The organism is Flintibacter sp. P01028, from assembly GCF_041925235.1.
Lineage (GTDB): Bacteria > Bacillota > Clostridia > Oscillospirales > Oscillospiraceae > Lawsonibacter > Lawsonibacter aceti.
The window spans coordinates 222,610-244,642 of the sequence record NZ_JBHEVC010000006.1; the positions used below are offsets into that span (position 1 = coordinate 222,610).

Sequence of the window (22,033 nt, forward strand, 5' to 3'; positions counted from 1 at the left end):
GATGCCCGGAAAGCCTTGAAAATGCAGGCATATCCGGGCATCATTTAGCTTAAAAAGTCATTACGACAAATATAAGTACACTCATCAAATCTTAGAATTAGGATATGCATTTTATTGTAAGGTACATCAATATCAAATCAATGCCCTTCCATCTACCCAATTATATCGAGTATACTGCAAAAATTCATCTTTTATTTCCAATGCATGCCCATCCACATGATCTACTATCAGAATTTGCGGAAGTACGCCCGTGTCTCTTTCAATACCGTGAACCTCATCAAAAATAGTTTTATACATCTTTCCTACCGCTACAATATCTGTGTGCGGCAACTCGTTCGTTTTTTCATCTCCACGAGGGAAGTATACCTGGCTTGGCTGATCAAAGAAAAGAAACAACGGCATTGGAGATTTTTCGTTAGATGAAAACAACCTGAGGAAACTTAGAAACAGAGCAATGTGACAAGATACCCAGTTTGCACCACTACCCATTTCGTATAGGTAGATTTTATCCTTTCCGTTTTGATGATGATACAAATCGAAAGTCTGGTCAACCAATCCGAAGTTTAGATTGATTGGGTTATACTCTTTTTCGAAGTCTAGCGTGTGAGACAACTGATTCATGTTTTCCGACAGAAATGTTTGAGCCTTGCTTAATTGAGTCGGTAAATCATAACCAGCAAGTTTCTCTTCAAGCCTTACAATGTCATTCTTCAGGATCTCAATATCCTCATCAACTGTTTCAAAAACACCCGTATCACTCATTTCTGCATAAAGCATAATTCGGGCCTTAGCATAATTCGCTTTTTCACGCTTTGATACTAGTTCTTTGGATGTCATAAACTTCTTCTCGAGAATTTTTATTTGCTGCAAGGTATCTTTAATTTCGCCTTCAATTATTCTAAGTCCTTCATTAAGCTTTCTTACGTCCTCAGAAAAATCCATAGTATACTTTTCGGTAATCTGAAGTTCATTATCAAGCCATTTGGTCGCCTCAACTAGTTCATTATCATCTTCTGTAATTTCTGCGCATTCATGTCCGCATAAAGGGCATGTATACAGAGAACCTTCAACGGGAGCTGAATCCGTTTGCTGCTTTAATTGGTCTAACATCGCTGCAAAACTTTCACCAGTTTCGGACGAAGAACTGATTCTTTCTATTCGTAGCCTGATATCCCGTTCTTTGTCAAGCAAAGACTCCAGTTCTGTGTTTAGTCTATTGTACCTGACAACAATTTCTTTTTCTCCAAAAAACTGTGAATCGTCAAATCCGGGGAGTTCTTTGGATAGTTTAAGCATTTTTTGTGCGGTGAGGGTTTCGTCTAACTGCATATTAAGCAACGCATAATAATCGTGCAAAAGCGGTTGCAGGTTCTTTTTTATATATGCTGTACTCCTTGCATTTGCTTTTTGCTGCTTTTCTTTTCGCCTAAGCTGTGTCTTGAGATTATTTAGTTCAATTAGAGCACTATAATATTCTTGACCGATCATACCTGCAAATATAGGGAATTGATCGATAACATCCTTTCTTTTGTAATAATCAGTAAAACGGTAAAACAGAGCAAATTTACTGGCCATTAGATTTTGGTGTTGGAACATATATGATGTCATATTACGCAAGGATGCTTTTTTTTCATTTTGATCTTCATCTGTCACCATATTGGAAACAAGCAGGTGCAATTCAGACTCGATTTCATACTGAACTTCTTTGCAACTTCGAAAATATTTCTCCTCAAAATAATTCAATTCAATGGCTTTTGCGTCAAAGTCGGCATTTTCCCGTGATATATACATTTTCCCACCATTATTCCAGCTTTGGCGAGCAATCACAATTTTATGATCCTTGATGTACATGACCAATACATACAAATGTGTAAAGTTTGTTATTTTCCCCTTTGGAACCGTACAACGGGTGCTACACAAGCAGTAGTCTATTATCTCAACCAAAGCGCTCTTACCAGTCTTCGATTCACCAGTAATTATGTTTACGCCAGGTTCCAAAGCGACAACCCTTTTCTCACCGTTTTTATTAAACAGTACAATTGCCTGAATATAACTTTTCATTTCATTCCACCCCTAAATAGTATGCTAAGTGGCCATATGTAGTCTTAGAAAAAATAGTACCCAGATAAAAAGCACAGCGGAGCCATTCTCTTACTTCACCACTATAAGTTTTATAATCTACATTTTTCAACAGGCCTATTTTTCTGCCTACTACTGTTGCTTTATTTTCTGAAGAAAGGATTATCAATGCTTTTTTGCCATAAGGGAGAAGAATGTTATACCGCTGTACAAATCCTGATAGTCGTTCTCTGCCTGAGATATCATTTTCACATATCTTTTGCTTTTCTGAAAAGATTGTGTCGATTCGACTTGTTTTTCTGGCTGTCTTCAGTTTTTCTCTTGATTTTGAGGACATTAAAATAGGCAAAGACATAAATGCTACCTTAACATGGCACGGGCGTCCATATCCTGTAAGAAAGCATTGCAGCAAAAGTGCATAGTAATGCTCGTTCATGCTGAGCTTCTTAATTTGACTGATGCTCATCCTCTCCGCCTACTTTCCATTCGAAATCACCATCGTCAACAATATCATGGATTACACCATGCTGAAAGAAACTCTGGTTGTTGATTATCGATCCAAAATCGGTAGCATTCCACTGCATCGCATCAAGATACAGTCGCTTTGACAGCAGAATTTTTTCAGGAGCCGATTTGCCAATTGCATCCAGTTTTTTATTCTCTTTTGCATATAAAAGTTTTTGGGATAGATCTCCTCTGTATGCATCAATGCTTGATAAATACATAAGGTCATCACGAAAATACTTAGCAACAGTCATGTCCATTTTCCAGTAATCTGATACGGCTCCAGGCACCATTTGTTGATACTCAATATCGCATATGGCCTTAACAAATCGTTTATCCTTTAATGCATCTTCTTGATCGTTAGGAATCTCGCTTTGTGCAAATTCTGTTGGTAATGGTTTTTTTTGAGCTTCTCCATGTGCTGCGGACTCGGCCTCCAACATCTTATCAAATGCGGCGCGGGTCAATTCCCACTTGTGCGGAGGATCTTTTACTAAAATTAAAATCCGACCAAGCAATGCGCCAATAAAGGAATCTCTGTTGTCCTTTGGAATATGTCCAATAAATTTTGAGAACTCGTCAGAGATACCAACTATATTTTTACGAGACGACTCAATTGAAAATTTATCCAGTATTTTCAACAAATTATCTTTATTATAACCATCATAAAAAATTCGTGAATATTGCTCTCGAAATGCTTTTTCCCGCTCTTTCGTAATGGAGCCAATCTCTTCAAGTTTAACTAATTTAGCCTCTTTGCTTAGTTTGTTCCAACCATAAAACGGCGATGTTGTTTTTATGTCTGAAGTACAGTATAGGATCAAATCGTTAAATGACTTTATTCTCTCAAAGTCCTCGTACCAGTTTGCCACTGTCTTCCAGAAATCAATATCCCTATCACTCAGAGATGTTTTCCCAAAATGATGCTTTACTTCCTTTTGAAACTTTCCAACAGTTCCAGTAAGAATACTTACATCGCCATTGACCTCGATTTGAAGCGTATCCCCGTCTTCAAGCTCAAAGCAGTCTCGCAGGGCTACTAAATATTGAAAAATGTCGCCGGCTTTTTGTCCTGTTGCATCATTTATTGCTTTTGTCACCATAACTCCCCCCTTCAGTTTTGGTAAACACATCATGCTCTTTAGGGAACTAGGGATCAACCACAATTACGTTTGCTGCCATTGCGTGTCAGAATGAAAACCGCACAAGAACGATCTCATACGGCTACCTTGGTGGTGATAAGGCACACCGTAAAGTTATTATAAAAAATAATATTGGAAAGTTCAAGATTTTGGTCTATCCACAACAAAAAACATACGCCATTTTCGAGCAACAAGGGGATTCTTTAGGAAAAGTCCATGGATAGGAACTTGATTTGAGTTACTCGTTGTGATAGCAGAGTTTTTATGCGAGAATTCTCATATGCTTCACGTATAGAATTTTTGAAAGGAACTATCATTATGATGGAAGAAAAAGAGATCATCTGGCAGGAAAACTTTCAGGCGGATATATTAGCCCCAAATTTCTGCAAACAACTCAAATTAGAGCAGGCAACACTGCCGCCGGTTGAGCAGTCGTTTTACTACAATCTGGACATCCAAGTACCCCTTGCTGTCATGCGGCAGGTGGAACACATTGATACCTATCCGCTATGTAGTTCGCCGAGATACTACGAATGCGAGGACAAGTTCGGGTATATTCTCAGAAAGCAGGTCCGTAGAATTGAGGATATGTTTCAGACTCTGGGATACCAACTCAAAGATACCTGCATTTGCGGAGAACTGATGGACAATCCATACGAGGTAACCCTTATGCTCTGGAAGGGAATCCCGAAGGAGAATTTTGCCAACGGCGCATTAAAACCCGTCTATCGCACAATGGTCGTCATCCCAAGCAGATCCGATTTTTTGAATCTGCTCCAGAGGACTTTGTCCAAGCACTATGCCCGCATGGAGGAGGTTGCCTGGGATGAAAGGGATAGCTGAGGTGTGGAGGGCATGCGGCTATGTGCGCCTGTCCCGGGAGGATGAGGACAAAGATAGGTACAACAGCACAGTCGGACAAATGGATTTGATCCGTGATTTTCTCTCTCGTCACCCTGATATCCGGGAGTGCGCCATGAAGGTGGATAATGGCTATACCGGCTCCAATTTTGACCGTCCAGCCTTTCAAGAGATGATGGCTGAGGTCAAGGCTGGAAGGATCAACTGCATCATCGTCAAAGACCTGTCCCGTTTCGGACGAGACCATTTGGGCACAGGGGAATATCTTGAACGCATCTTTCCGTTCCTGGGTGTGCGGTTTATCGCTATCAACGACTGCTATGACAGCCTGTATCGCAACGCCGGTATAGACGACTTCCTGATCCCCTTTAAAAATCTAATAAATGAAGTTTACTGCCGGGATATCTCCATCAAGATACGCAGCACTTTGGAAGTAAAGCGCAGGAGCGGCGATTTTGTGGGGGCATTTGCCGCTTTCGGCTACCGGAAAGCCCCGGGGAACCGGCATAAACTGGTGATTGACGACTATGCTGCCAATGTAGTCCAGGATATTTTCCGATGGAAGCTTGATGGGTATAGTGCCGCGGAGATATCCCGGCAACTGAACAGACAAGGCATCCCGGCACCGATGACATATAAGCGGCTGCAAGGCCTGTCCTATTATACTCCCTTTCATATCAAGGATGAGTCAGCTTGGAGCGCCGGCATGGTGTTGCGAATCCTCAAAAACCCGGTGTATATCGGCGTATTGGAACAAGGGCGTGTCACCACCCCAAACCACAAGGTCAAGCGGTTTGTGCAGAAGCCCCGGGAGGAGTGGGCAGTGGTGGAGGGTTGCCACGAGTCTATCATCGACCGTTGGGAGTTCGAAAGTGTCCAACGCCTTCTTGGCCGGGATATCCGGGCCAGCATGAGTGGGAAGGCGGTAGGCCCACTTTCAGGGCTTGTCTTCTGCGGAGAGTGCGGGGCCCCCATGGTGCGAAAGACAGTCCCCTCTGGGGCGAAAAGATATGTGTACTACGTCTGCTCTGCCCATAAACGGAAGAAAAGCTGCTCTCCCCATGAACTACAGGAACGGACGTTGGAAGGAGTGGTGCTGAACTCTTTAAAGCAACATGGTTGGGGATATATTGACCTGCCGAGACTACTGGAACAGATAGAAGAACAATGGGCGCAAAGGAACGGCATACATAAGATCCAAACACGGTTGGAGAAGAAGGAGTGGGAGATCGGGCGATATCAACGCCTGGTGGCCTCCCTCCACGAAAATCTGGCGGAAAGGATCATCGACCGAGGTGAGTATGCGGAACTCAAAAAGATCTACTCTAGGTGCTTGGCCAAAGCAACGGAGCAGGCCGAATGTCTCCGGGAGGAATTGGAGAGGGCGATAGCACATTCCACATCGAGGCAGGAGTGGAGGGAGCAGATTTTACGTCAACAGGACATGATTCCTTTGAATCGGCCTATAATCGCTTCTATCATAGAGAGAATCATGGTGGATAAGGAGCGGAACATTGAGATTGTTTATCGCCGGTAAGTCGCAAAGGAAATAGCATACAAAAATTATATCCGATGTTGACAGGTAATGCCGACAGCATCGGATGCGGATTTCATATCAATAACGGAGGGAAATTACAATGAAAAATAAGACAGTAATCTTGGGCAGATTGCCTCCACGCATATTCAAAATTTGCCCTGTAACACAGGCTATATCGATGGGCCGCACAATTCGTCATTATTCAGCAACGGATTCAAAAGCAGTTCGACACGGGTGATGACCTAAAAAACAACAAGAATGTTGTTGTTTCAACAAAGTCCATCAAATCATTCTAAAAAGTCCTCAATTATTCTTAGTTAATGCTTGACACAGGTAGATTTAAGGCACACGTTTGCTACCCACGCCCTCACAAGCGGCGTGGACGCCAAGACCCTGTCCGGCATTCTGGGCCACACCAACGCCAGCTTCACCCTGGACACCTACACCCACGTGACGCCGGACATGCAGCAGGAGGCCAGCCACATCGTAGGCGGCTTTCTGGAAGATCTTCTGGGGAGGGACCTGAAACCGTGGCAGAAAAACAGACCGGAAGGAGGTAGATGCCATGGGTAAGCGGCGGAAAAAGGGCGAGGGCTCCGTCCGCCAGCGCAAGGACGGCCGCTGGGAGGGCCGGGTGGTCGTCGGCTACGATGAGAAGGGCCTGCCCAAGACGAAGAATGTTTTGGCCAAGACGAAACGGGAGTGCCAGGAGAAGCTGAAGCAGCTCCGGGAGACGGTGACCGGCTCCAAAACGGAGAAGGTCCGGCCGGAGATGCTCTTCGGGGAGTGGCTGGACTTCTGGTATCAGAACTATGTGAAACCCCAGATCCGTCCCACCACCCAGGCCAACTACGAGGCGAAGATCTATCAACACATCATCCCGGAGCTGGGAAAGATCTCCCTGAACCAGCTGGCCCAGAAGGATCTCCAGCAGTTCTATGCCCGGATGAAAACGGGCGGGCGGCTCATCCGCACGGAGCAGTTCGGCAGGGGGCTGTCCGACTCCATGGTGCGAGGTCTTCACGCTGCCTGCAGGTCCGCTCTGGAGAAGGCAGTGCAGGAGGAGCTGATCCGCACCAACCCGGCGGTAGGCTGCAAGCTGCCGCCCAAGCGGGGCCGGGAGATGCAGGTGCTGGGCCGGGAGGAGCTCCAGCGGTTTCTTATTCAGGCCCAGGCGGAGGGATACTTTGAGCTGTTCCTTCTGGACTTATGTACCGGCCTGCGGCGGGGCGAACTGCTGGCCCTCCAGTGGGACGACCTGGACTTCAAGACCGGGGCCCTGACCGTGAACAAGCAGGTCTACGAGGTGAAGGGACAGCTCCAGGTGAGTGTCCCGAAAACCCGCGCCTCCATCCGCAGACTGGTCCTACCGCCCGGCGTGGTGGAGGTGCTGCGGCAGTATCAAGAGACGGTGGACTCCCGGTGGATGTTCCCCTCGCCGGTCAAAGAGGACATGCCCATGACGCCGGGCGCGGTGCGACGGCGGCTCCAGATCATTCTGGAGCGGGCCGGGTGTAAGAGAATCAGATTTCACGATCTGCGGCACACTTTCGCCACCCTGTCCCTGGAGAGCGGCATGGATGTGAAGACTCTCTCCGCCATGCTGGGCCATGTGTCAGCGGCCACCACCCTGGACATCTACACCCACGTCACCGGGGATATGCAGAGCGAGGCGGCGGCCAAGATCGACCGGGGGCTGGGCAACGAGGTGCGGGAGGAATCTGCTCAGATAGAGCAGGACTTGGCTGCGAACTTCCAGCCAGTGCTGAGAAAGACCCGGAAGCCCGGCACTGGGTGTATTACCCAGATCAATGACCACCTGTTTGAAGGGCGCTACTCCCCCACCTGGCCGGATGGCACCAAGCATTCCAAATGCGTCTACGCTCACACTCGGGAGGAATGCGAGGCGAAGCTGAAGGTGCTGATCCAGCAGATGAACACAGAGCGGCAGGCCTTGCGGGACCATGCACGGGGCATTACTCCGCCGGATAAGCTTACCAAAACCCAGAAGAAGATCTGGACGTACATGAAGTTCCGCCCCGATGTGACCAGCTACCGGGCCATCGCCAGAGGCGCCGGGGTGACCCGACATACGGCGGCGAAATGGTATGAGAAGATCCGTGGGATGCTGGGCCGGGCGGCGTGAAACACGGGAAGAGGATCGTATCATAACGTGATACGATCCTCTTCCCGTTGATACACACTTTCAAATCATAACATATTGGTCTGCGATGTCTACATATCTGTGATATACAAATTCGCTGTTGCAGCCCTTCACCAATCCTCCGCAGACATCACCACTTCTCCGTCAGCAGAAAATCCGCCAGAAGCACGATGCGGATACCGTTCTCGTTGCCCACATCCAGGCCGTTGGTGGTGACCACATACTTGGGATAGTGGTCCGGGATTTCCATAAGGTTGCCCACCTCCCGGTCCGAGTTCTCCGGTAGCTGGACGCAGACCTGGACATAGATCTTCTCGTCCCGGCGGATGCCGATGAAGTCAATCTCCTTGGCGGCGTTTTTCCCGACGTAGACCTCATAGCCCCGGCGCTTCAGCTCCAGGAACACGATGTTCTCCAGAGCCCCGTCCAGCATCTTCCGGTCATAACCCAGAAGGCAGTATTTCAGCGTGACATCGACCAGATAGTACTTCTCCTGAGTGGCCAGGACTGCCTTCCCCTGAATGTCATAGCGATGGCAGGGATAGATGATAAAGACCTGCTCCAGCCAGCGCAGGTAGTTGTAGATGGATTCCGCGGAGACGGTGCGATGCTCGCTGCGCAAAAACTTGGTGATGGAGCTGGCCGAGAAAGTCTTGCCCATGTTCTCCATCAGGTACTTCACCACCCGGTCAAACAGGTCCGGCTTATTGATCCGATTGCGTTTGAGAACATCCCGGGCAAGGATCGTGTGGTAGATGCCGTTGACGATCTGGTAGGCGCTCTGGGCGTCATAGCTGCCTAATGCGATGATAGGGAACCCGCCAAACCGGATGTAGTCCTCCAGCAGCTCCTTGGCCGGCCGGGGATCTCCTGCGTTGAAGTCCAGAAACTCCCGGAAGGACAGGGGGTAGACGGGGATGGACACATACCGGCCGGTGAGGTAGGTGGAGATCTCGCTGGACATCAGCTTGGAGTTGGAGCCGGTGATATAGATGTCCGCATCCGCCCCCTCCAGCAGGCTGTTGACCGCCTTCTCCCAGCCCTTCACCTCCTGGATCTCATCCAGTAGCAGATAACAGCGGCCCTTCCCATGGATCTGCGCTTTCAGCTCATCGTACATGTCCTTGGCAGAGATGTCCGCCGGAATGTCCATCTCTGTATAGCGTTTTTGGATGATATGGTCCTCCGGTATCCCCCGCCGGCGAAATTCATCAGCCAGCATCTCAAAGATGGTGGACTTCCCGCAGCGGCGCACGCCGGCCAAAATCTTCACCAGCGGCTGGTCCATAAACGGTCTGACAGCCTCAATGTAGGCAGGTCTTATGATCATAGGCTCGCCCCCTTTTTTATGATAGTATACCCGAATTAGCTGTAATATTCAAACACTTTTTCGTGTTAGACATGAAAAATTGTTTTCTTTTGAGCTTGTTTGAGGTGGACGATGAGCCCAGGAGCATTCGTCCCAGATGATCGACTTCCGGCCAGTGCTGAGAAAGGCCCGGAAACCCGGAACCGGGTGCATCCCCCAGATCAATGACCACCTGTTTGAAGGCCGCTACTCCCCAGTAAGGCCGGGCGGTACGTGGCACAGCAAACAAGACCCGGAAGGAGTGCGAGAAGAAACTGAAGGCCCTCATCTAGGAGATGCAGGCGGAGCGGCAGGTGCTTCAGAACCAGGTGCGGGCATCACTCCGCTGGACAAGCTCACCAAACCTCAGGAGAAGATCTGGATGTACATGAAGGTCCCCCCGACGTGACCAACTACTGGGCCATCGTCCGCGGTGCCGGGGTGACCCGGCACACGGCGGCGAAATGGTATGAGATGATGCGGGGGATGCTGGGGCGAACACCGACCTAAAGAAGAAGGGCTGGTATATCCGTTATACCAGCCCTTTCGTTTCTGATTTAGGTCGTTTTTTCTGCTTGGCACACTTGGGACAGCCATGTCCTTTTGTTCGGCTGGCAATGACAGCTTCCCATTCGTGTCCGCACCGTGGGCACTTCCACCATGCCCTTTTCCCACTTCCGGGAAGCAACTGACGCGGATTCAAACCTACGTTTTTTTGAAAATTCCACTCCTCCATCAACCCTGGACACAAAGTTGCCAAGTCATTTACACCGCTTTTGGGGACCCTACCACTGCAACATGGGCATCCCACACCTCTCTTGCGATTATTAGGGCTTGCCTCCCACTCATAACCACATTGCGGACAAAGCCACCAAACCGTCTTAAAGTGTCCTGCCGAGATATCATCGGGGGATAATACTCCGTTTTTTGTCGGATGCCACTCTTTTGCTAAATCAGGCATTGTCTCAGCAAGAGAACCCACCCGTTTTGCAACTTGTTTTGTATATGTAGTTCCCCGTCGACTCTTGGAACATTCCGCACAGCCATATCTTCCTGGGCGTGTCATACTGTTAATGCTACATTGCCACTCATGTCCGCAGTCTGGACATTTCCACCACACGACTTGGTTGGAACTCACTGTAAACATACTGGGGACTAAATTCTTGTTCTTGGTAAAATCCCAGCACCTGACAACATCTGGACGAAGTTCCTCCAACGAGTTCTTGATTTCATTCAGATAGTTGAGAATGTCCGCTCTGTCTCTTTCCAAATCAACTGTGATAGCACTATGAAGATAGCGAGGATTTTTTCTTGTCCACATATTTGAATTCCGGTCAATGGAATCCAATATCGCCTGAATAACACCTTCCAACTCAGAATATGTCCGTACTTTGGGAATGTAATAGACTGCATCCGCAACATCATTCCATTCTTGGTCCGTGTTTTCTTTAACACGAATAAGGGTAATGTGATGCTTCTGGCAGATGGTGTACTTTTTCTTTTCTCGTTTCAACTGTGTTGCGGAGTTATGCCAGGCTGCACCATCAAACTCAATTCCTAATCGTATGGATGGAATATAAACATCCAATTCTATGGAATGTTCAAATATCTCTTTATATCTGTTGACTGCATCAGGATATAGTTTTTTAACGTAATAGAGGATTGCCTGCTCAGGGAATGAAGTCTGGTTCTTGGCATTGCAAATTGGGCATTGTGTATCATCGCTGTTTCTATCGTGAATCGTCGCCTGATATTCATGTCCCACCGGACACATCCACCACACTCTTTTCCCGCTTCCAGCGGTAACATCAAATGGAGTTAAATCAGCGTTTTTCGTGGGATGCCATTCTTTCGCCAAGCGAGGATTTACAGTTGCAAGATCATTGAATCCTCTAAGTGCTTTATGTCCGGAACAGTACGGGCAAGAGTATCCTCGGTTGGTTCGTTTGATAATGAACTGCTCGTAGGCATGTCCTTTTTCACACCGCCACCATACTTTTTTCCGACTACCGGCAGTTACATCACACGGCGTTAAATCAATGTTTTTATCATAGTTCCATTCTTGTGCCAAGTCTGGATTTGTCGTTGCCAAATCGTTTATACCTTTGAGTGCTCGATGCCCAGAACAATAGGGACAGCCATATCCTCTTTTTGTCCTCAGATTGACCACCATTAAATAGGAGTGCCCTTTGGGACACAGCCACCAAACTTCCTTGCTCGATCCAGATGTGATGTCTTCCGGATTTAAGTTCCTATTTTTTTGGGGTGCCACTCTTTTGCCAACACGGGATTCACAGTAGCCAAATCATTCTCACCTTTTATCAATTTGACCATGATTACCTCCCTCTCGACAAGATAGTGGTTTGAATGTGTATTTTAGTAGAGCATAGGCCGCAAAGATAAAATAGATTTTCCTTTTACATTGCTGCATAGGCAGAGAATATTTTCATATAAGAGGGCTCTGTGTGCCATCATCAAAGGCGCAACGGCCAGTTAGCACCTGATGGCCAAGTGGTATGAGACAATGCGGAGATAGTGACTCCGGTTAATCTCCATAGCGCCACGCCTTACTGAAAACTTTTCGGATGTATCATGCTACTTTTCAATAGAAATCATACAACTGTTTGCGTATTCTGGCTAATAATTTGTGTGGAAGGTTTCTGTGCCCTAATAAGATACGGTTGTCCGTCTGAGGCCTTCTGATCTTGACGTTCTGGGCGATACCGCTACGGGATCACACCGTTTCTGAAAAACAGCTTTTACTCCTGTTGTCGTGCAATAAAGTTCGAGATGGCCTCCACCGTCTGGGCCTGCTGTTCCTCTGCTGAGATTGTGGCGGGCAGATCCCCTTTCTGGGGGCCGTAATTGCCGAACTGGGCGTGGTTGCCGCCCTCAATTTCCACCACATTCTCTTTATAGTCGATCTTGGCCTCCACGCTCTGGTTCAGGGAGCCGTAGATGGTGAGGGTGTCCTCCGGCGGATAGTCGCCGTAAAGGTAGGCCCCCAGTAGGATTAGACCGTCCACCTCGTCCGGGTGCTCCGAAGCGAACTGGGAGGCCATGGCCCCGCCCATGGAGTGACCGGCGATGTACCAGTGCCGAATGTCCGGGAACTGGGCCATCACATCCTCTGCCGCGTTCACGTCGAAGATAGCCAAATGGAAGGGCATCTCCACCAGGATGCAGGTGAGGCCGGTCTGCCGGAGCTGGTCCAGCAGGGGCAGGTAGGCGGCGGTTTCCACCTTGGCCCCGGGATAGAAGATGACGGCGGTGTCCGTAGGATAAGAGGGGGAGAGGGCCGTCAGATCATCCCGGACCTCAATATTATCCCCGGCGGAGAGCACCTCCAGGGCCACGTCCTCCGCCCGGTAGTAGTCGGACACATACCAGAAAAAGCCCCCCGCCGCCAGGACCAGCACCGCCAGCAAAATGCCGGCGGCGCTCTTCCACCGTTTGCGGCGGTGTTTCGTCACTGCTTGTTCCATTACGTCTCCCACTCCTTTAGTAGTTCGGTCATCCGCTCCAGCCCGGTCCCCAGGCCATCAAAGCCCGCACACCGGCTGGGGCGGGTGTTGACAGCGTGATCCAGCAGGGGCTGGGCCTGCCGGTCTGTGTCCAGGCACAGGTCCGATGTCAGCACATCTTCCCAGGCCCGGTTGAGAAAGGCCACCTCCCGGCGACCGTGGGTGCGGGTCACATCCATCGCTCCTGCCCGGCTCAGGTAATCTGCCACAAGCTCCTGAGAAAAGTCGGCGGCGGTGAGGCTGTCCAGAAGTCCCTCCCGGAACAGCGTCGGCAGATCCGCCCACTGGAGAGACACCACATCATAGCGGACGAAGGCGTACCGGCTGTGGCAGTGGACGGCCAGAAGGCTCCTGTTCCCCCGCAGGGTGATGACATGGAGGTCCCAGCAGAACCTCCGGTCCGGCTCGGTGCCATAGGGAGGAGGCTTCTGTTTCAAAAACCGCTGGAGGGGAAAGGTCAGGCCCAGCTCCACCATGCCGCCTCGTGAGGGATGGTGACCTTCTCCACCCGCAGGGTCCCGTTTTCCACCTCCGCCATCATCATGGTGATCTCCTGATGGAACCGCCGGGGGCCACAGGAGCCGGGGTTCAGCCAGAGAAGGCCGTCCTTCTCCTCCTGGAAATACTTGTGAGAGTGGCCGAACACCACCGCGTTGATCCCGGGGAGGTCTGCCGGGACTTCTTTTTTGTTGTGCACCATGTAAAAGGACACCCCGCCCAGGGTGACGGTGAGGTGGTGGGGAATGTGCTCCGCCCACTCCTTGTCGTTGTTGCCCCGGACGATGTACAGCGGTGCGTACTGCCGAAGCTGGTCCACAATTTCCTGCTGGTTGATGTCCCCGGCGTGGAGGATGGCGTCGGCGGTCTTCAGGTATTCCACCACTTCCGGCCGCAGCAAACCGTGGGTATCAGAGAGAATGGCAATGTTCACAGGCTACGCCCCCTTATTTAAATGATGATGCCCTCGCAGTGGTCGATCTCATGCTGGATGATCTGGGCCGTCCAGCCAGTGAAGGTTTTTAACCGATCCTGGAACTTCTCATTCTGCCAGCGCACCTTGATGGTCTTCCAGCGCCGGGCCGGGCGGGTGCCAGTGAGGGAGAGACAGCCCTCCTCCGCCTGATAGGGCCCGGACTTTTTGACGATCTCCGGGTTGAACATGACCATATAGGTCCCCTCGTTGTCAAAGACGATGATGCGTTTGTTCACGCCGATCATGTTGGCCGCCATGCCCACACAGCCGTCTTTGTGGTGCTCCAGGGTCTCCAGCAGATCGGCCGCCACTTGCAGGTCCTCCGGCGTGGCGGGCTCCGCCTTCCGGGCCAGAAATGCTTCGTCTTTGCAAATGTCTCGAATCATAATTCGTTCTCCTTGTGTGCCTGAATGGCAGCAGCGATGGTCTCCGCCGCGATACGGGAGCCCAGCTCACTGGGATGGATGCCGTCGGCGGCATAAAGGTCCTGGGGATCGGACCACTTGTAAAACCGCTGGCCCACGTCAGCAATCAGGGCATTATTTTCCTGTGCCGCTTTGTGATAGGCCTCGGACAATGCCCGGGCCCTCTCGTCGTAATCCCAGCCTTTGTCGGTCAGCTTGGTTCCGCCCTTCTGGTAGGCCCAGGTGGCGAACAGAATGGGCACCGCTCCGTTTGCCCGGATCTGCCGGCAAAGCCGCTCCACGCTGGAGAAGAAGCTCTTGGGGGCGGTGATAGGGCCGTGGCTCATCTCCTGGAGCACCACGTAGTCCCATTTCTCCTTTTGGAGCGCCGCTTGGGTCTGACTGCCCAGCCTGGTATGGGGGTCCATCTGCTCTGACAGCCGCGCTCCGCCCCGGGTATGGTGGATCACCTCCGCCCCGGTCAGTTCAGCCAACATCTTCGGCATATTGTTGGTAGAGGTAAAGCTGTTGCCCAGCATGAGGATCCGCATGGCACTGCTCCTTACTCGTTTATTTCACTGCTTTCCACTGCCATTATACGCGGCCCAGTTGGGAGGAACAAGACCACAATGCGCGGCCAGGCCTATCAGATTTTGCGATGCAAGATTCAAAGATAAGGCTGCGGCAGCATGAACTGATTGTGAATGGGTGGTCATGCCCCACGTTCCAAAAATTGTGTAGTTTGCTTTTGCCTCTTTTCGAAACGAATCGTGGTGGAGATGGACAAGAAGCTATATCTACAACAAAAATTCAAAACAAATCCGAAAAAGTGCTTTGACCACATTTGAGGCTTTATTTATGCAAAACGCCAAACAAACTATTGCTCAAAAAGTTATAAAAACCGCCTCAAAACATCGGTTTTGAGGCGGTTTTTGGTCCGAGTGGGGAGACTCGAACTCCCGGCATCTTGCTCCCAAAGCAAGCGCGCTACCAACTGCGCTACACCCGGATATTCAGTTTTTCTGCATGATACCATGCGGAGAGGAAAAAAGCAAGTTTTTCGTGTCTGTGGGCGGCGCTGTGGTCAAGCCCGATTTTGCGGGAATTTTTCAACCGGGGAATTTTCGCCACAAGCTACTGTCCCAAGGACTTCCGGGATTTCGCTTTCAGGGGAATGGATAGGTCGTCTATCCTCCCAAATCAAGCGCAATACTACCTTCACTATATCCAGATATTCGATGTTTCATTTTACATTTGATACATACCAACAAACCGGCATATTGTTTGCTCACAGACTGACAATCAGCTAACAAAATATAGTATAGTATATTTTGAAAAAGATTGCAAGTATTCCTATCAATATGATAAGATATTTTTGTAACAAACCTGAGAGGTGACATCCCTATGAGAATGAGAAAAAAGCCCAATCTAATTCCCCGAATGGAGCGGTGTGCCCGTTTTTTAATTCGCGAACCGTCCTCCTACCGGGGACATTGGAGACAGTTAAAGCCGGACGCCAAGGAAATTAGGCTAGAGATCGGCTGTGGAAAGGGGCGGTTTTCTGCGGAGACCGCTCAACGGAACCCAGATGTCTTATATATCGCTTTGGAGCGGGTGCCTGACGCCATGGTCATTGCTATGGAGCGAAGCATGGAAAAGGGACTGGATAATATTTTTTTTATTGATGGTGACGCAGCCAAGCTCCGGGATTATTTTGCGCCAGGAGAGGTGGATCTGCTGTATATCAATTTTTGCGATCCATGGCCAGGGTTGAAACACGCCCGCCGCAGATTGACCCACGAGCAATTCCTGGTTCTGTATCGTGGGATCCTTAGAGAGGGGGGGCAGATCCACTTCAAGAGCGACAACCGGGATCTGTTTGAGTGGTCCCTTTTCCAATTTCCAAAGGCTGGATTCATACTATCTGAAGTTACTCGTGATCTCCACGGACAGGGTATCAACGGGGTAATGACGGATTATGAAGAAAAATTCTATCAAATGGGGACGCCTATCAACCGCTGCGTAGGAACGAAGGAAGCGATGAATCCGGAGCCGGAATATAAGCCCATCGTAGGACCTGACCAGAGCCGCAGGACAAAGACGGATGCGGAGACGGGATAGAAGGAGAGCGGTATCATGCGCTTTTACCGCCTAATGGGAAGCGACTTTCAGATTTTGGACGGAGAGAAAATCACGCATGTGCCCCTGCCGGGACCACTGGCGCCCGGCGTGTATGCCCACTTAGTGGGCGGAGAGCGCTATGCGGCCATAGGGAATTCCCGAGCCACTGCCGAAGGGCTGAGATATGTGCCTGAGGAGGCCCACGGCCTTTGGCTTTATGACCAGCAGGAAGGACAGCTACTCACGGTTCCCATCAAGGTTACAAAAGAGGACTGCTTTACCGCGGATTCGATTATGGGACCGGGGAATACGCTGTATTTTAGCGACGGGAATAGCTTTTGGCGTTGGAGATTGGGGGAGCGGCAGGGGGAGAAGCTGGTTCGCTTTCAACAGGCCAAAGGGGCCCCTATGGGACTGGGGATCAGTCCGGAGGGTCGGTACCTGTCTTACTATAAATACCGCTCCGGAAACAAGGTGCTGCACCTATATGATCTGGATACCGGAGAGGTTCGGGATACGAAATGCTCCATCTTTCATTACCATTGGCTGGATGAAACAAGCGTGGTATATACCAAGTCAAGTGGGGTGAAGGCACTGGATATAAAAACCGGCAGATGCACCACGATACTTCGAGGTTACAGAGATATCCTGCGGTGGGGAAGCGCCCCGGATATCCTGGCTCCCTTTGAGCGGGAGAAGGAGGTGTGGGAAGAGATGGACCTGCTGGGGATCAGCGGGGGGCGTCTGTGGTTTAGTCTGAGGCTGTGCTGCCCTCGGGAGGCAGCTTTAAGGTCTGGTTCTGAAAGAGAACCCTTCCACCACGGGATATGGTCCTCGGCTGTGAATGGGAGCCAGCCTAGATTCCACTTTGAGTGCCCACAGATATCCAGCAGCTCCAGCGGGCCGGTGTGGACCGGAGACTGTTTGACCTGGTCGGACAGCGCTGGCGCTTATCTATATGATGGCCGCCAGCTGCGGGAATTTTTCGGCTGGAAGCCCCTGGTGGGGTATCCTGATTTCTGACATAAAAACGCCGCCTGGGAAAAACGAGGCGGCGTTTTTGAGCGTTTATGCTGTCGGAGGTGTCGGTTCTAGCCGAGAGTCCCGGCTATACAGGATCTTCAAAAAGATGGGGGTGATGATAGCAGACACCAAGATCAAGATGATAACACTGGTGAAGAACATGGAATTGAGAAGGCCCAGCAGTAGCCCCTTTTGGGCCACAATCAAGGCCACTTCGCCCCGGTTCATCATACCGACACCGATCTTGAGGGAGTCTCTGCCGGAGAAGTGGCACAGACGGGCCATTCCGCCGCAGCCGACCACTTTAGACAGCAGACCGACCACAAGGAAGGCGAGGGTAAACAGAAGGAGCTTAGGATTCATCTCGCCCACATCGGTACTTAAGCCGATGGAAGCAAAGAACAGGGGGCCAAAAATGATATACGAGTTAATGTCCATCTTGCGCTCGATATAGGGGGCGTCTTGCAGATTGGATAACACCAATCCGGCTACATAGGCGCCGGTGATATCGGCAATTCCAAAATACTCCTCGGCAATATAGGACATTGCCAAGCAGAAGGACAGAGCAAGGATGGGTAACCGCCTGGTCTGTGGGTGACGAGCATCCATTCGATCAAAGAACTGATAGATTAGATAACCTACCACGGCAGAGAAAAGGAAGAACATCAAAGTTCCCCAGGCTACCATGAACAAAGAGGAATCGGGATCTTTCAGGCCGCTGATGAGGGTCAAGACGATAATGCCGAGTACATCGTCGATGATAGCGGCTGACAGGATAGTGGTGCCGACCTGCTCTTTTAGATGGCCAAGCTCCCGCAGAGCCTGCACGGTAATAGATACAGAGGTTGCGGTCAGGATACAGCCAATGAACAGCGCTTCATAGAACAGATTTCTCTCTGAGTTGTCCCCGCCATAAAACAGCAGGAAAAGGCCCGTACCCGCAACTAGGGGGAGCAGAACGCCGGAAGTGGCGATAGCAAGGGCCTTGGGGCCGCTGCGCAGAAGTTCTTGGGTGTCAGACTCCAGACCGGCCGAGAACATGAGGAGCACAACGCCGATCTCGGCCATTTGGGTCAAGAAATCGGAGGGCTGGACCAGACCAAAGACACAGGGCCCAACCAAAAGACCAGCTACGATCTCACCTACCACACTGGGGACTTTCAGCCTTCGCGCGCACAGGCCGCAAAATTTGCCAGCCACCAGAATGATGGCGATATCTTTGAAAATTGTATAAGAGTCCATAAAATACCTCCTGTGCAAAGAGGCGGGCCACAACTATCATATCCGACGGACCGTCTTTACCGCCGTAAGGCCGTTACCTGTTTTGCAGACAAATCATAGGCTTAACTTTCGAAAAAGTCAAGGGAGCAAGCGTTCAGATTTCGTTCATTTTTTAATTTAAAAATGTGAAGTTTGCCATAGGGGATATCGATTTTGACTTGCATACCCATTGACATTTTATCGAGTGTTGTGTATCATTGTCTAGTATCAGTTTCTTATATGCGGGCATGATGGAATTGGTAGACATGTGAGATTTAGGTTCTCATGGAGCGATCCGTCGGGGTTCGAGTCCCCGTGCCCGCACCACGTCGGAGCAAACGTCATATCGTTTGCTCCGACTTTTTATAAAAGTCAGAGCGCACTCATTTTGTTGCTCCTCCTTTCCAAACCGGACCCGCTTCGTTGGGCTCCGGTTTGGGGCCGCCCTGCGGGCGGCTTTTTCATTTTATTCCAAAGTTCACCGCGCGCATTCTGCTGCTCCTCGCTTCCGAACCAGACCCGCTGTCGCTGGGCTCCGATTTGGTGCTGCCCTATGGACGGTTGTTTTTCGTTTCTGTCCTAAATATCGATTTTGCCCATCCTTTGCACGTGGGAGCACACTTATTTTGTTGCTCCCCCTCTCCAAATTACAACCGCTGCGCTGGGGCGTGATTTGGTATCGCCGCTTCGTGGCGCTTTTATTGGGTACATGGAGATATCGAGTTTAACCGTCCTTTACGCATCGGGGCAAGCTGTATATAGCTTGCTCCAACTTTCCTGAGAAAAATCAGAGCGTACGCACATTGATAGATAAGATGGTCAAAACAGTAAATTTCAAAAAGTCTTAGATATGGAGTTTCACCCGTTACAAAAGTTTACAAAAATTTTATGGACGATATCGTCTATAAATGCTATAATCCAAACTTGCGGACGATGCCGTCTATAAATCTCAAGAACAAAAGGGGATACCGCCAATGGAACTTCTGCTGGATGTATTGAGGCTGCTTGTTTCGATATTGATTGCGTTTTTAGCTGGAAATCTGATTGCAAAGGGAAAACTGCCTTCTATTTTGGGCTGGTTAATTGCTGGGATGTTACTTGGACCTTACGCTCTGGGTTTACTGGGAAACGGTATCCTGGATGCGCGGTGGTTTGAGATGTTAAAGAGTGTTTTTGAGTGTACCTTTGGCCTGATGATCGGCACAGAGCTCATCTGGAAAAAGATGAGAAAAGCTGGCTCTCAGATTGTTATTACTACAGTGACTGAATCTCTTGGTACTTTCCTGGTGGTCAGTTTGGTATTTGGAGTTATTTTTTTGGTGGTGGATATCCCGCTGTATTTGGCGTTTGTGTTCGGCGGGATCGCATTAGCTACAGCTCCAGCCCCCTCTTTATCTGTTGTGCGGGACATGAAGGCGGATGGACCTGTGACTAGGACACTGATTCCTATGGCAGCTCTAGATGATCTGGTGGGTGCCTTAGTTTTCTTTCTAGTCATCGCTTTTGTGTCTGCCCATATTTCCACCCAGGGGATTCCAGTGCCCGTGGTACTCTTTTTAGTGTTCCTCCCAGTGCTGCTTGGAATGATTACCGGGTTTATCACTGGAGAGCTGTTGAGAATGACCCACACTCAGAACAGCACGTTGTCTGTCGTAATCCTGATGCTCCTGGTCTCTGTGGGGATAGGGGCTGCCTTAAACAGCCTGCTGCCAGCCCCGGTGATTAACTTTATGCTGATTGGAATGTCTTTTTCCACTGTTTTCGCCAATATGGTCTCGGAGGAAAAGCTGAAAGGGATCATGAAGGTGATGGATCCTATCATCGGGGTTGCCATGATAGTGGTCATTCTGAGTTTGGGCGCACCTCTGGACTACCATTTGATTTTCGGCGCCGGAATTTATACAGCGGTCTATATTGTGGCCCGTGCCATCGGAAAGTATCTCGGCGCCTATTTTGGCGCTTCGGTCACCCATGCCCCCAAACCGGTGAGAAAATACCTGGGCTTTACACTGTTGCCGCACTCTGGAGTGTCACTGGTGTTTACTGGTATCGCAGTGTCTGTGTTGGCAGGACCGGCACCAGATTGCGCGGCTATTGTGCAGGGGACTATTGCGGCCGCGGCGGTTATCAATGAACTGATCGCGGTGTTTATGGCCAAAAAAGGCTTTGAGTGGGCAGGTGAGTTGGGCAGAGCGAAGAAAACGGTGTCTCCAGTGGAAGGGGGAGCTGGAGCATGACTCAAAAGGAAAGGCAAGAACGGAGTAGGCGGGAAATACTCCGTGCGGCACGAGAAGAATTTGGGAGCCATGACTATGGTCAGGTGACCATGGAAAGCATTTGCTCTGGACATGGGATATCCAAGGGGATGATGTATCACTACTACGCAAACAAAGACGAATTGTTTCTGCTCTGTGTCCAGGATACATTTTTATCGCTGAGAGCCTATGTAGAACGAGAGGCTGAGAAATTGGCCGGGCAGAAAAATTTTGACGCGATAAAAAAATATTTTATGATCCGGGAATACTTTTTTCAACTGGAGCCCAAGCACAAGCGCGTTTTTGAAAACGCCATGCTTCGTCCACCGGAACAGCTTAGAGAACAAATACAGATTCTACATAGACCGCTGGAGGAGATGAATCGGCGTTTTTTGAGAGTAGTCGTGTCTGGGATGAGGCGGCGCCCAGAACTGAAGGAGGAGCAGGTAAATCGTTATCTGGAGAGTATCGTCTATACCTTCAGTGATATGCTGCTGCGAGGCCGCACTTTGGAGGATATCCATGCTATGCTGGAAGCCACAGAGGAGCTGCTGGATATGATTTTATTTGGTGTGTTTCAGCAGGCGGATGCCCCAAGCAGGGAGCAAAAGACAGAGCAATGATACGCGGTTAAATGGGAACCGGTTTATATATAGATAGGGGGGCGACAGAGTAGGTCTGTCGCCCCTTAGGATGTCAAATGAAAATGGAAAATAGAAAAGACTACCTTTTATTTTGGTGCTGGCTGCTTACTGGAATTTTGATTGCCCCGCGCGCTCTCTGTTTATTGATAATAAGAGGTACCATGGATACGCAGTGGTAAGGTATCAAAGAGTGT

19 protein-coding genes, 2 tRNA genes and 2 pseudogenes are annotated in these 22,033 nt (G+C 49.8%); 10 read left to right on the top strand and 13 right to left on the bottom strand.

Features of this window, described 5'->3' with window-relative positions:
* Positions 1–132 precede the first annotated feature (132 nt).
* Genes ACEVJK_RS11385 through ACEVJK_RS11395 form a run of 3 tightly spaced genes read right to left on the bottom strand, consistent with a single transcriptional unit; the run spans position 133 to position 3,686 of the window.
* Entirely contained in the window at positions 133–2,061 is a 1,929-nt protein-coding gene (locus ACEVJK_RS11385; protein ID WP_374740603.1) for a DUF3732 domain-containing protein, read from the bottom strand.
* Between the two features lies 1 nt (position 2,062).
* Complete coding sequence (locus ACEVJK_RS11390) at positions 2,063–2,545, bottom strand: three component ABC system middle component (RefSeq protein WP_374740604.1); 483 nt, start codon at positions 2,543–2,545, stop codon at positions 2,063–2,065.
* Entirely contained in the window at positions 2,526–3,686 is a 1,161-nt protein-coding gene (locus ACEVJK_RS11395) for a hypothetical protein (RefSeq protein WP_374740605.1), read from the bottom strand. Before ACEVJK_RS11395 ends, ACEVJK_RS11390 begins: the two co-directional genes overlap by 20 nt.
* 357 nt (positions 3,687–4,043) lie before the next feature.
* On the opposite strand from ACEVJK_RS11395, the gene ACEVJK_RS11400 reads away from it, so the two are divergent.
* From ACEVJK_RS11400 to ACEVJK_RS11415, 4 genes and pseudogenes are all read left to right on the top strand, one after another.
* Positions 4,044–4,568, top strand: coding sequence for a hypothetical protein (locus tag ACEVJK_RS11400; RefSeq protein ID WP_374740606.1), 525 nt, complete (start codon positions 4,044–4,046; stop codon positions 4,566–4,568).
* The gene (locus ACEVJK_RS11405) at positions 4,552–6,123 is read left to right on the top strand and encodes a recombinase family protein (protein WP_374740607.1); all 1,572 of its coding nucleotides are present in this window, start codon (positions 4,552–4,554) and stop codon (positions 6,121–6,123) included. The genes ACEVJK_RS11400 and ACEVJK_RS11405 overlap by 17 nt, the downstream gene beginning before the upstream one ends.
* Before the next feature lie 336 nt (positions 6,124–6,459).
* Positions 6,460–6,696, top strand: a pseudogene (locus ACEVJK_RS11410) (tyrosine-type recombinase/integrase); the annotation flags it as partial.
* Positions 6,689–8,269 (top strand): tyrosine-type recombinase/integrase, encoded by a 1,581-nt coding sequence (locus tag ACEVJK_RS11415; protein ID WP_262669864.1) that lies wholly within the window; start codon positions 6,689–6,691, stop codon positions 8,267–8,269. The pseudogene ACEVJK_RS11410 and the gene ACEVJK_RS11415, both read left to right, overlap by 8 nt.
* 148 nt (positions 8,270–8,417) lie before the next feature.
* Here the strand turns inward: ACEVJK_RS11415 and ACEVJK_RS11420 are convergent, their stop codons facing one another.
* A complete protein-coding gene (locus ACEVJK_RS11420) occupies positions 8,418–9,617 on the bottom strand; it encodes an ATP-binding protein (RefSeq protein ID WP_374740608.1) in 1,200 nt (399 codons plus the stop codon).
* A 136-nt stretch (positions 9,618–9,753) separates the two neighbouring features.
* Between ACEVJK_RS11420 and ACEVJK_RS11425 the strand changes: the two genes are divergently transcribed.
* Positions 9,754–10,044: a hypothetical protein gene (locus tag ACEVJK_RS11425; protein ID WP_374740610.1), complete on the top strand. Its 291-nt coding sequence runs from the start codon at positions 9,754–9,756 to the stop codon at positions 10,042–10,044.
* Between the two features lie 123 nt (positions 10,045–10,167).
* On the opposite strand, the gene ACEVJK_RS11430 is transcribed toward ACEVJK_RS11425, so the two are convergent.
* The 8 genes and pseudogenes from ACEVJK_RS11430 to ACEVJK_RS11465 all read right to left on the bottom strand — a co-directional run bounded on the left by ACEVJK_RS11430 (position 10,168) and on the right by ACEVJK_RS11465 (position 15,545).
* On the bottom strand, positions 10,168–11,727 hold the full coding sequence (locus tag ACEVJK_RS11430) for a zinc-ribbon domain-containing protein (protein ID WP_374740649.1): 1,560 nt from the start codon (positions 11,725–11,727) through the stop codon (positions 10,168–10,170).
* A gap of 45 nt (positions 11,728–11,772) precedes the next feature.
* Positions 11,773–11,907 (bottom strand): annotated as a pseudogene (locus ACEVJK_RS11435) (zinc-ribbon domain-containing protein); the annotation flags it as partial.
* Positions 11,908–12,394: 487 nt separating this feature from the next.
* Positions 12,395–13,120: an alpha/beta hydrolase gene (locus tag ACEVJK_RS11440; RefSeq protein ID WP_262669859.1), complete on the bottom strand. Its 726-nt coding sequence runs from the start codon at positions 13,118–13,120 to the stop codon at positions 12,395–12,397.
* Entirely contained in the window at positions 13,120–13,635 is a 516-nt protein-coding gene (locus ACEVJK_RS11445) for a hypothetical protein (RefSeq protein ID WP_374740611.1), read from the bottom strand. Before ACEVJK_RS11445 ends, ACEVJK_RS11440 begins: the two co-directional genes overlap by 1 nt.
* A complete protein-coding gene (locus tag ACEVJK_RS11450) occupies positions 13,617–14,090 on the bottom strand; it encodes a metallophosphoesterase family protein (protein ID WP_374740612.1) in 474 nt (157 codons plus the stop codon). Before ACEVJK_RS11450 ends, ACEVJK_RS11445 begins: the two co-directional genes overlap by 19 nt.
* Positions 14,091–14,107: 17 nt before the next feature.
* Positions 14,108–14,518 (bottom strand): peptide deformylase, encoded by a 411-nt coding sequence (locus ACEVJK_RS11455; protein WP_262669856.1) that lies wholly within the window; start codon positions 14,516–14,518, stop codon positions 14,108–14,110.
* Positions 14,515–15,087, bottom strand: a complete 573-nt coding sequence (locus ACEVJK_RS11460; RefSeq protein WP_262669855.1) for an SGNH/GDSL hydrolase family protein — start codon at positions 15,085–15,087, stop codon at positions 14,515–14,517. The genes ACEVJK_RS11455 and ACEVJK_RS11460 overlap by 4 nt, the downstream gene beginning before the upstream one ends.
* Positions 15,088–15,469: 382 nt before the next feature.
* Positions 15,470–15,545: transfer RNA gene (locus ACEVJK_RS11465), tRNA-Pro, on the bottom strand.
* Between the two features lie 395 nt (positions 15,546–15,940).
* Here ACEVJK_RS11465 and trmB point away from each other — a divergent pair.
* Together trmB and ACEVJK_RS11475 are read left to right on the top strand one after the other, a co-directional pair.
* Positions 15,941–16,657 carry a tRNA (guanosine(46)-N7)-methyltransferase TrmB gene (trmB, locus tag ACEVJK_RS11470; RefSeq protein WP_240287901.1) on the top strand — a complete coding sequence of 239 codons (717 nt, stop codon included), beginning with the start codon at positions 15,941–15,943 and terminating at the stop codon, positions 16,655–16,657.
* 15 nt (positions 16,658–16,672) lie between these two features.
* Entirely contained in the window at positions 16,673–17,680 is a 1,008-nt protein-coding gene (locus ACEVJK_RS11475) for a hypothetical protein (protein ID WP_186853006.1), read from the top strand.
* 45 nt (positions 17,681–17,725) lie between these two features.
* On the opposite strand, the gene ACEVJK_RS11480 is transcribed toward ACEVJK_RS11475, so the two are convergent.
* Positions 17,726–18,922 carry a cation:proton antiporter gene (locus ACEVJK_RS11480; RefSeq protein WP_186853005.1) on the bottom strand — a complete coding sequence of 399 codons (1,197 nt, stop codon included), beginning with the start codon at positions 18,920–18,922 and terminating at the stop codon, positions 17,726–17,728.
* Positions 18,923–19,182: 260 nt separating this feature from the next.
* Between ACEVJK_RS11480 and ACEVJK_RS11485 the strand changes: the two genes are divergently transcribed.
* The 3 genes from ACEVJK_RS11485 (at position 19,183) to ACEVJK_RS11495 (ending at position 21,818) form a co-directional block, all read left to right on the top strand.
* Positions 19,183–19,267 (top strand) — tRNA-Leu (locus ACEVJK_RS11485).
* A 647-nt stretch (positions 19,268–19,914) separates the two neighbouring features.
* Entirely contained in the window at positions 19,915–21,177 is a 1,263-nt protein-coding gene (locus tag ACEVJK_RS11490) for a cation:proton antiporter (protein ID WP_186853004.1), read from the top strand.
* Positions 21,174–21,818 carry a TetR/AcrR family transcriptional regulator gene (locus ACEVJK_RS11495; RefSeq protein ID WP_186853003.1) on the top strand — a complete coding sequence of 215 codons (645 nt, stop codon included), beginning with the start codon at positions 21,174–21,176 and terminating at the stop codon, positions 21,816–21,818. The genes ACEVJK_RS11490 and ACEVJK_RS11495 overlap by 4 nt, the downstream gene beginning before the upstream one ends.
* The last annotated feature ends 215 nt before the right edge of the window (positions 21,819–22,033 follow it).

Bases quoted from the DNA above. Each gene is read 5' to 3' on its own strand.
- ACEVJK_RS11385 (WP_374740603.1), bottom strand. From the start codon at position 2,061: ATGAAAAGTTATATTCAGGCAATTGTACTGTTTAATAAAAACGGTGAG.
- ACEVJK_RS11390 (WP_374740604.1), bottom strand. From the start codon at position 2,545: ATGAGCATCAGTCAAATTAAGAAGCTCAGCATGAACGAGCATTACTAT.
- ACEVJK_RS11395 (WP_374740605.1), bottom strand. From the start codon at position 3,686: ATGGTGACAAAAGCAATAAATGATGCAACAGGACAAAAAGCCGGCGAC.
- ACEVJK_RS11400 (WP_374740606.1), top strand. From the start codon at position 4,044: ATGATGGAAGAAAAAGAGATCATCTGGCAGGAAAACTTTCAGGCGGAT.
- ACEVJK_RS11405 (WP_374740607.1), top strand. From the start codon at position 4,552: ATGAAAGGGATAGCTGAGGTGTGGAGGGCATGCGGCTATGTGCGCCTG.
- ACEVJK_RS11415 (WP_262669864.1), top strand. From the start codon at position 6,689: ATGGGTAAGCGGCGGAAAAAGGGCGAGGGCTCCGTCCGCCAGCGCAAG.
- ACEVJK_RS11420 (WP_374740608.1), bottom strand. From the start codon at position 9,617: ATGATCATAAGACCTGCCTACATTGAGGCTGTCAGACCGTTTATGGAC.
- ACEVJK_RS11425 (WP_374740610.1), top strand. From the start codon at position 9,754: ATGATCGACTTCCGGCCAGTGCTGAGAAAGGCCCGGAAACCCGGAACC.
- ACEVJK_RS11440 (WP_262669859.1), bottom strand. From the start codon at position 13,120: ATGGAACAAGCAGTGACGAAACACCGCCGCAAACGGTGGAAGAGCGCC.
- ACEVJK_RS11445 (WP_374740611.1), bottom strand. From the start codon at position 13,635: ATGGTGGAGCTGGGCCTGACCTTTCCCCTCCAGCGGTTTTTGAAACAG.
- ACEVJK_RS11455 (WP_262669856.1), bottom strand. From the start codon at position 14,518: ATGATTCGAGACATTTGCAAAGACGAAGCATTTCTGGCCCGGAAGGCG.
- ACEVJK_RS11460 (WP_262669855.1), bottom strand. From the start codon at position 15,087: ATGCGGATCCTCATGCTGGGCAACAGCTTTACCTCTACCAACAATATG.
- trmB (WP_240287901.1), top strand. From the start codon at position 15,941: ATGAGAATGAGAAAAAAGCCCAATCTAATTCCCCGAATGGAGCGGTGT.
- ACEVJK_RS11475 (WP_186853006.1), top strand. From the start codon at position 16,673: ATGCGCTTTTACCGCCTAATGGGAAGCGACTTTCAGATTTTGGACGGA.
- ACEVJK_RS11480 (WP_186853005.1), bottom strand. From the start codon at position 18,922: ATGGACTCTTATACAATTTTCAAAGATATCGCCATCATTCTGGTGGCT.
- ACEVJK_RS11490 (WP_186853004.1), top strand. From the start codon at position 19,915: ATGGAACTTCTGCTGGATGTATTGAGGCTGCTTGTTTCGATATTGATT.
- ACEVJK_RS11495 (WP_186853003.1), top strand. From the start codon at position 21,174: ATGACTCAAAAGGAAAGGCAAGAACGGAGTAGGCGGGAAATACTCCGT.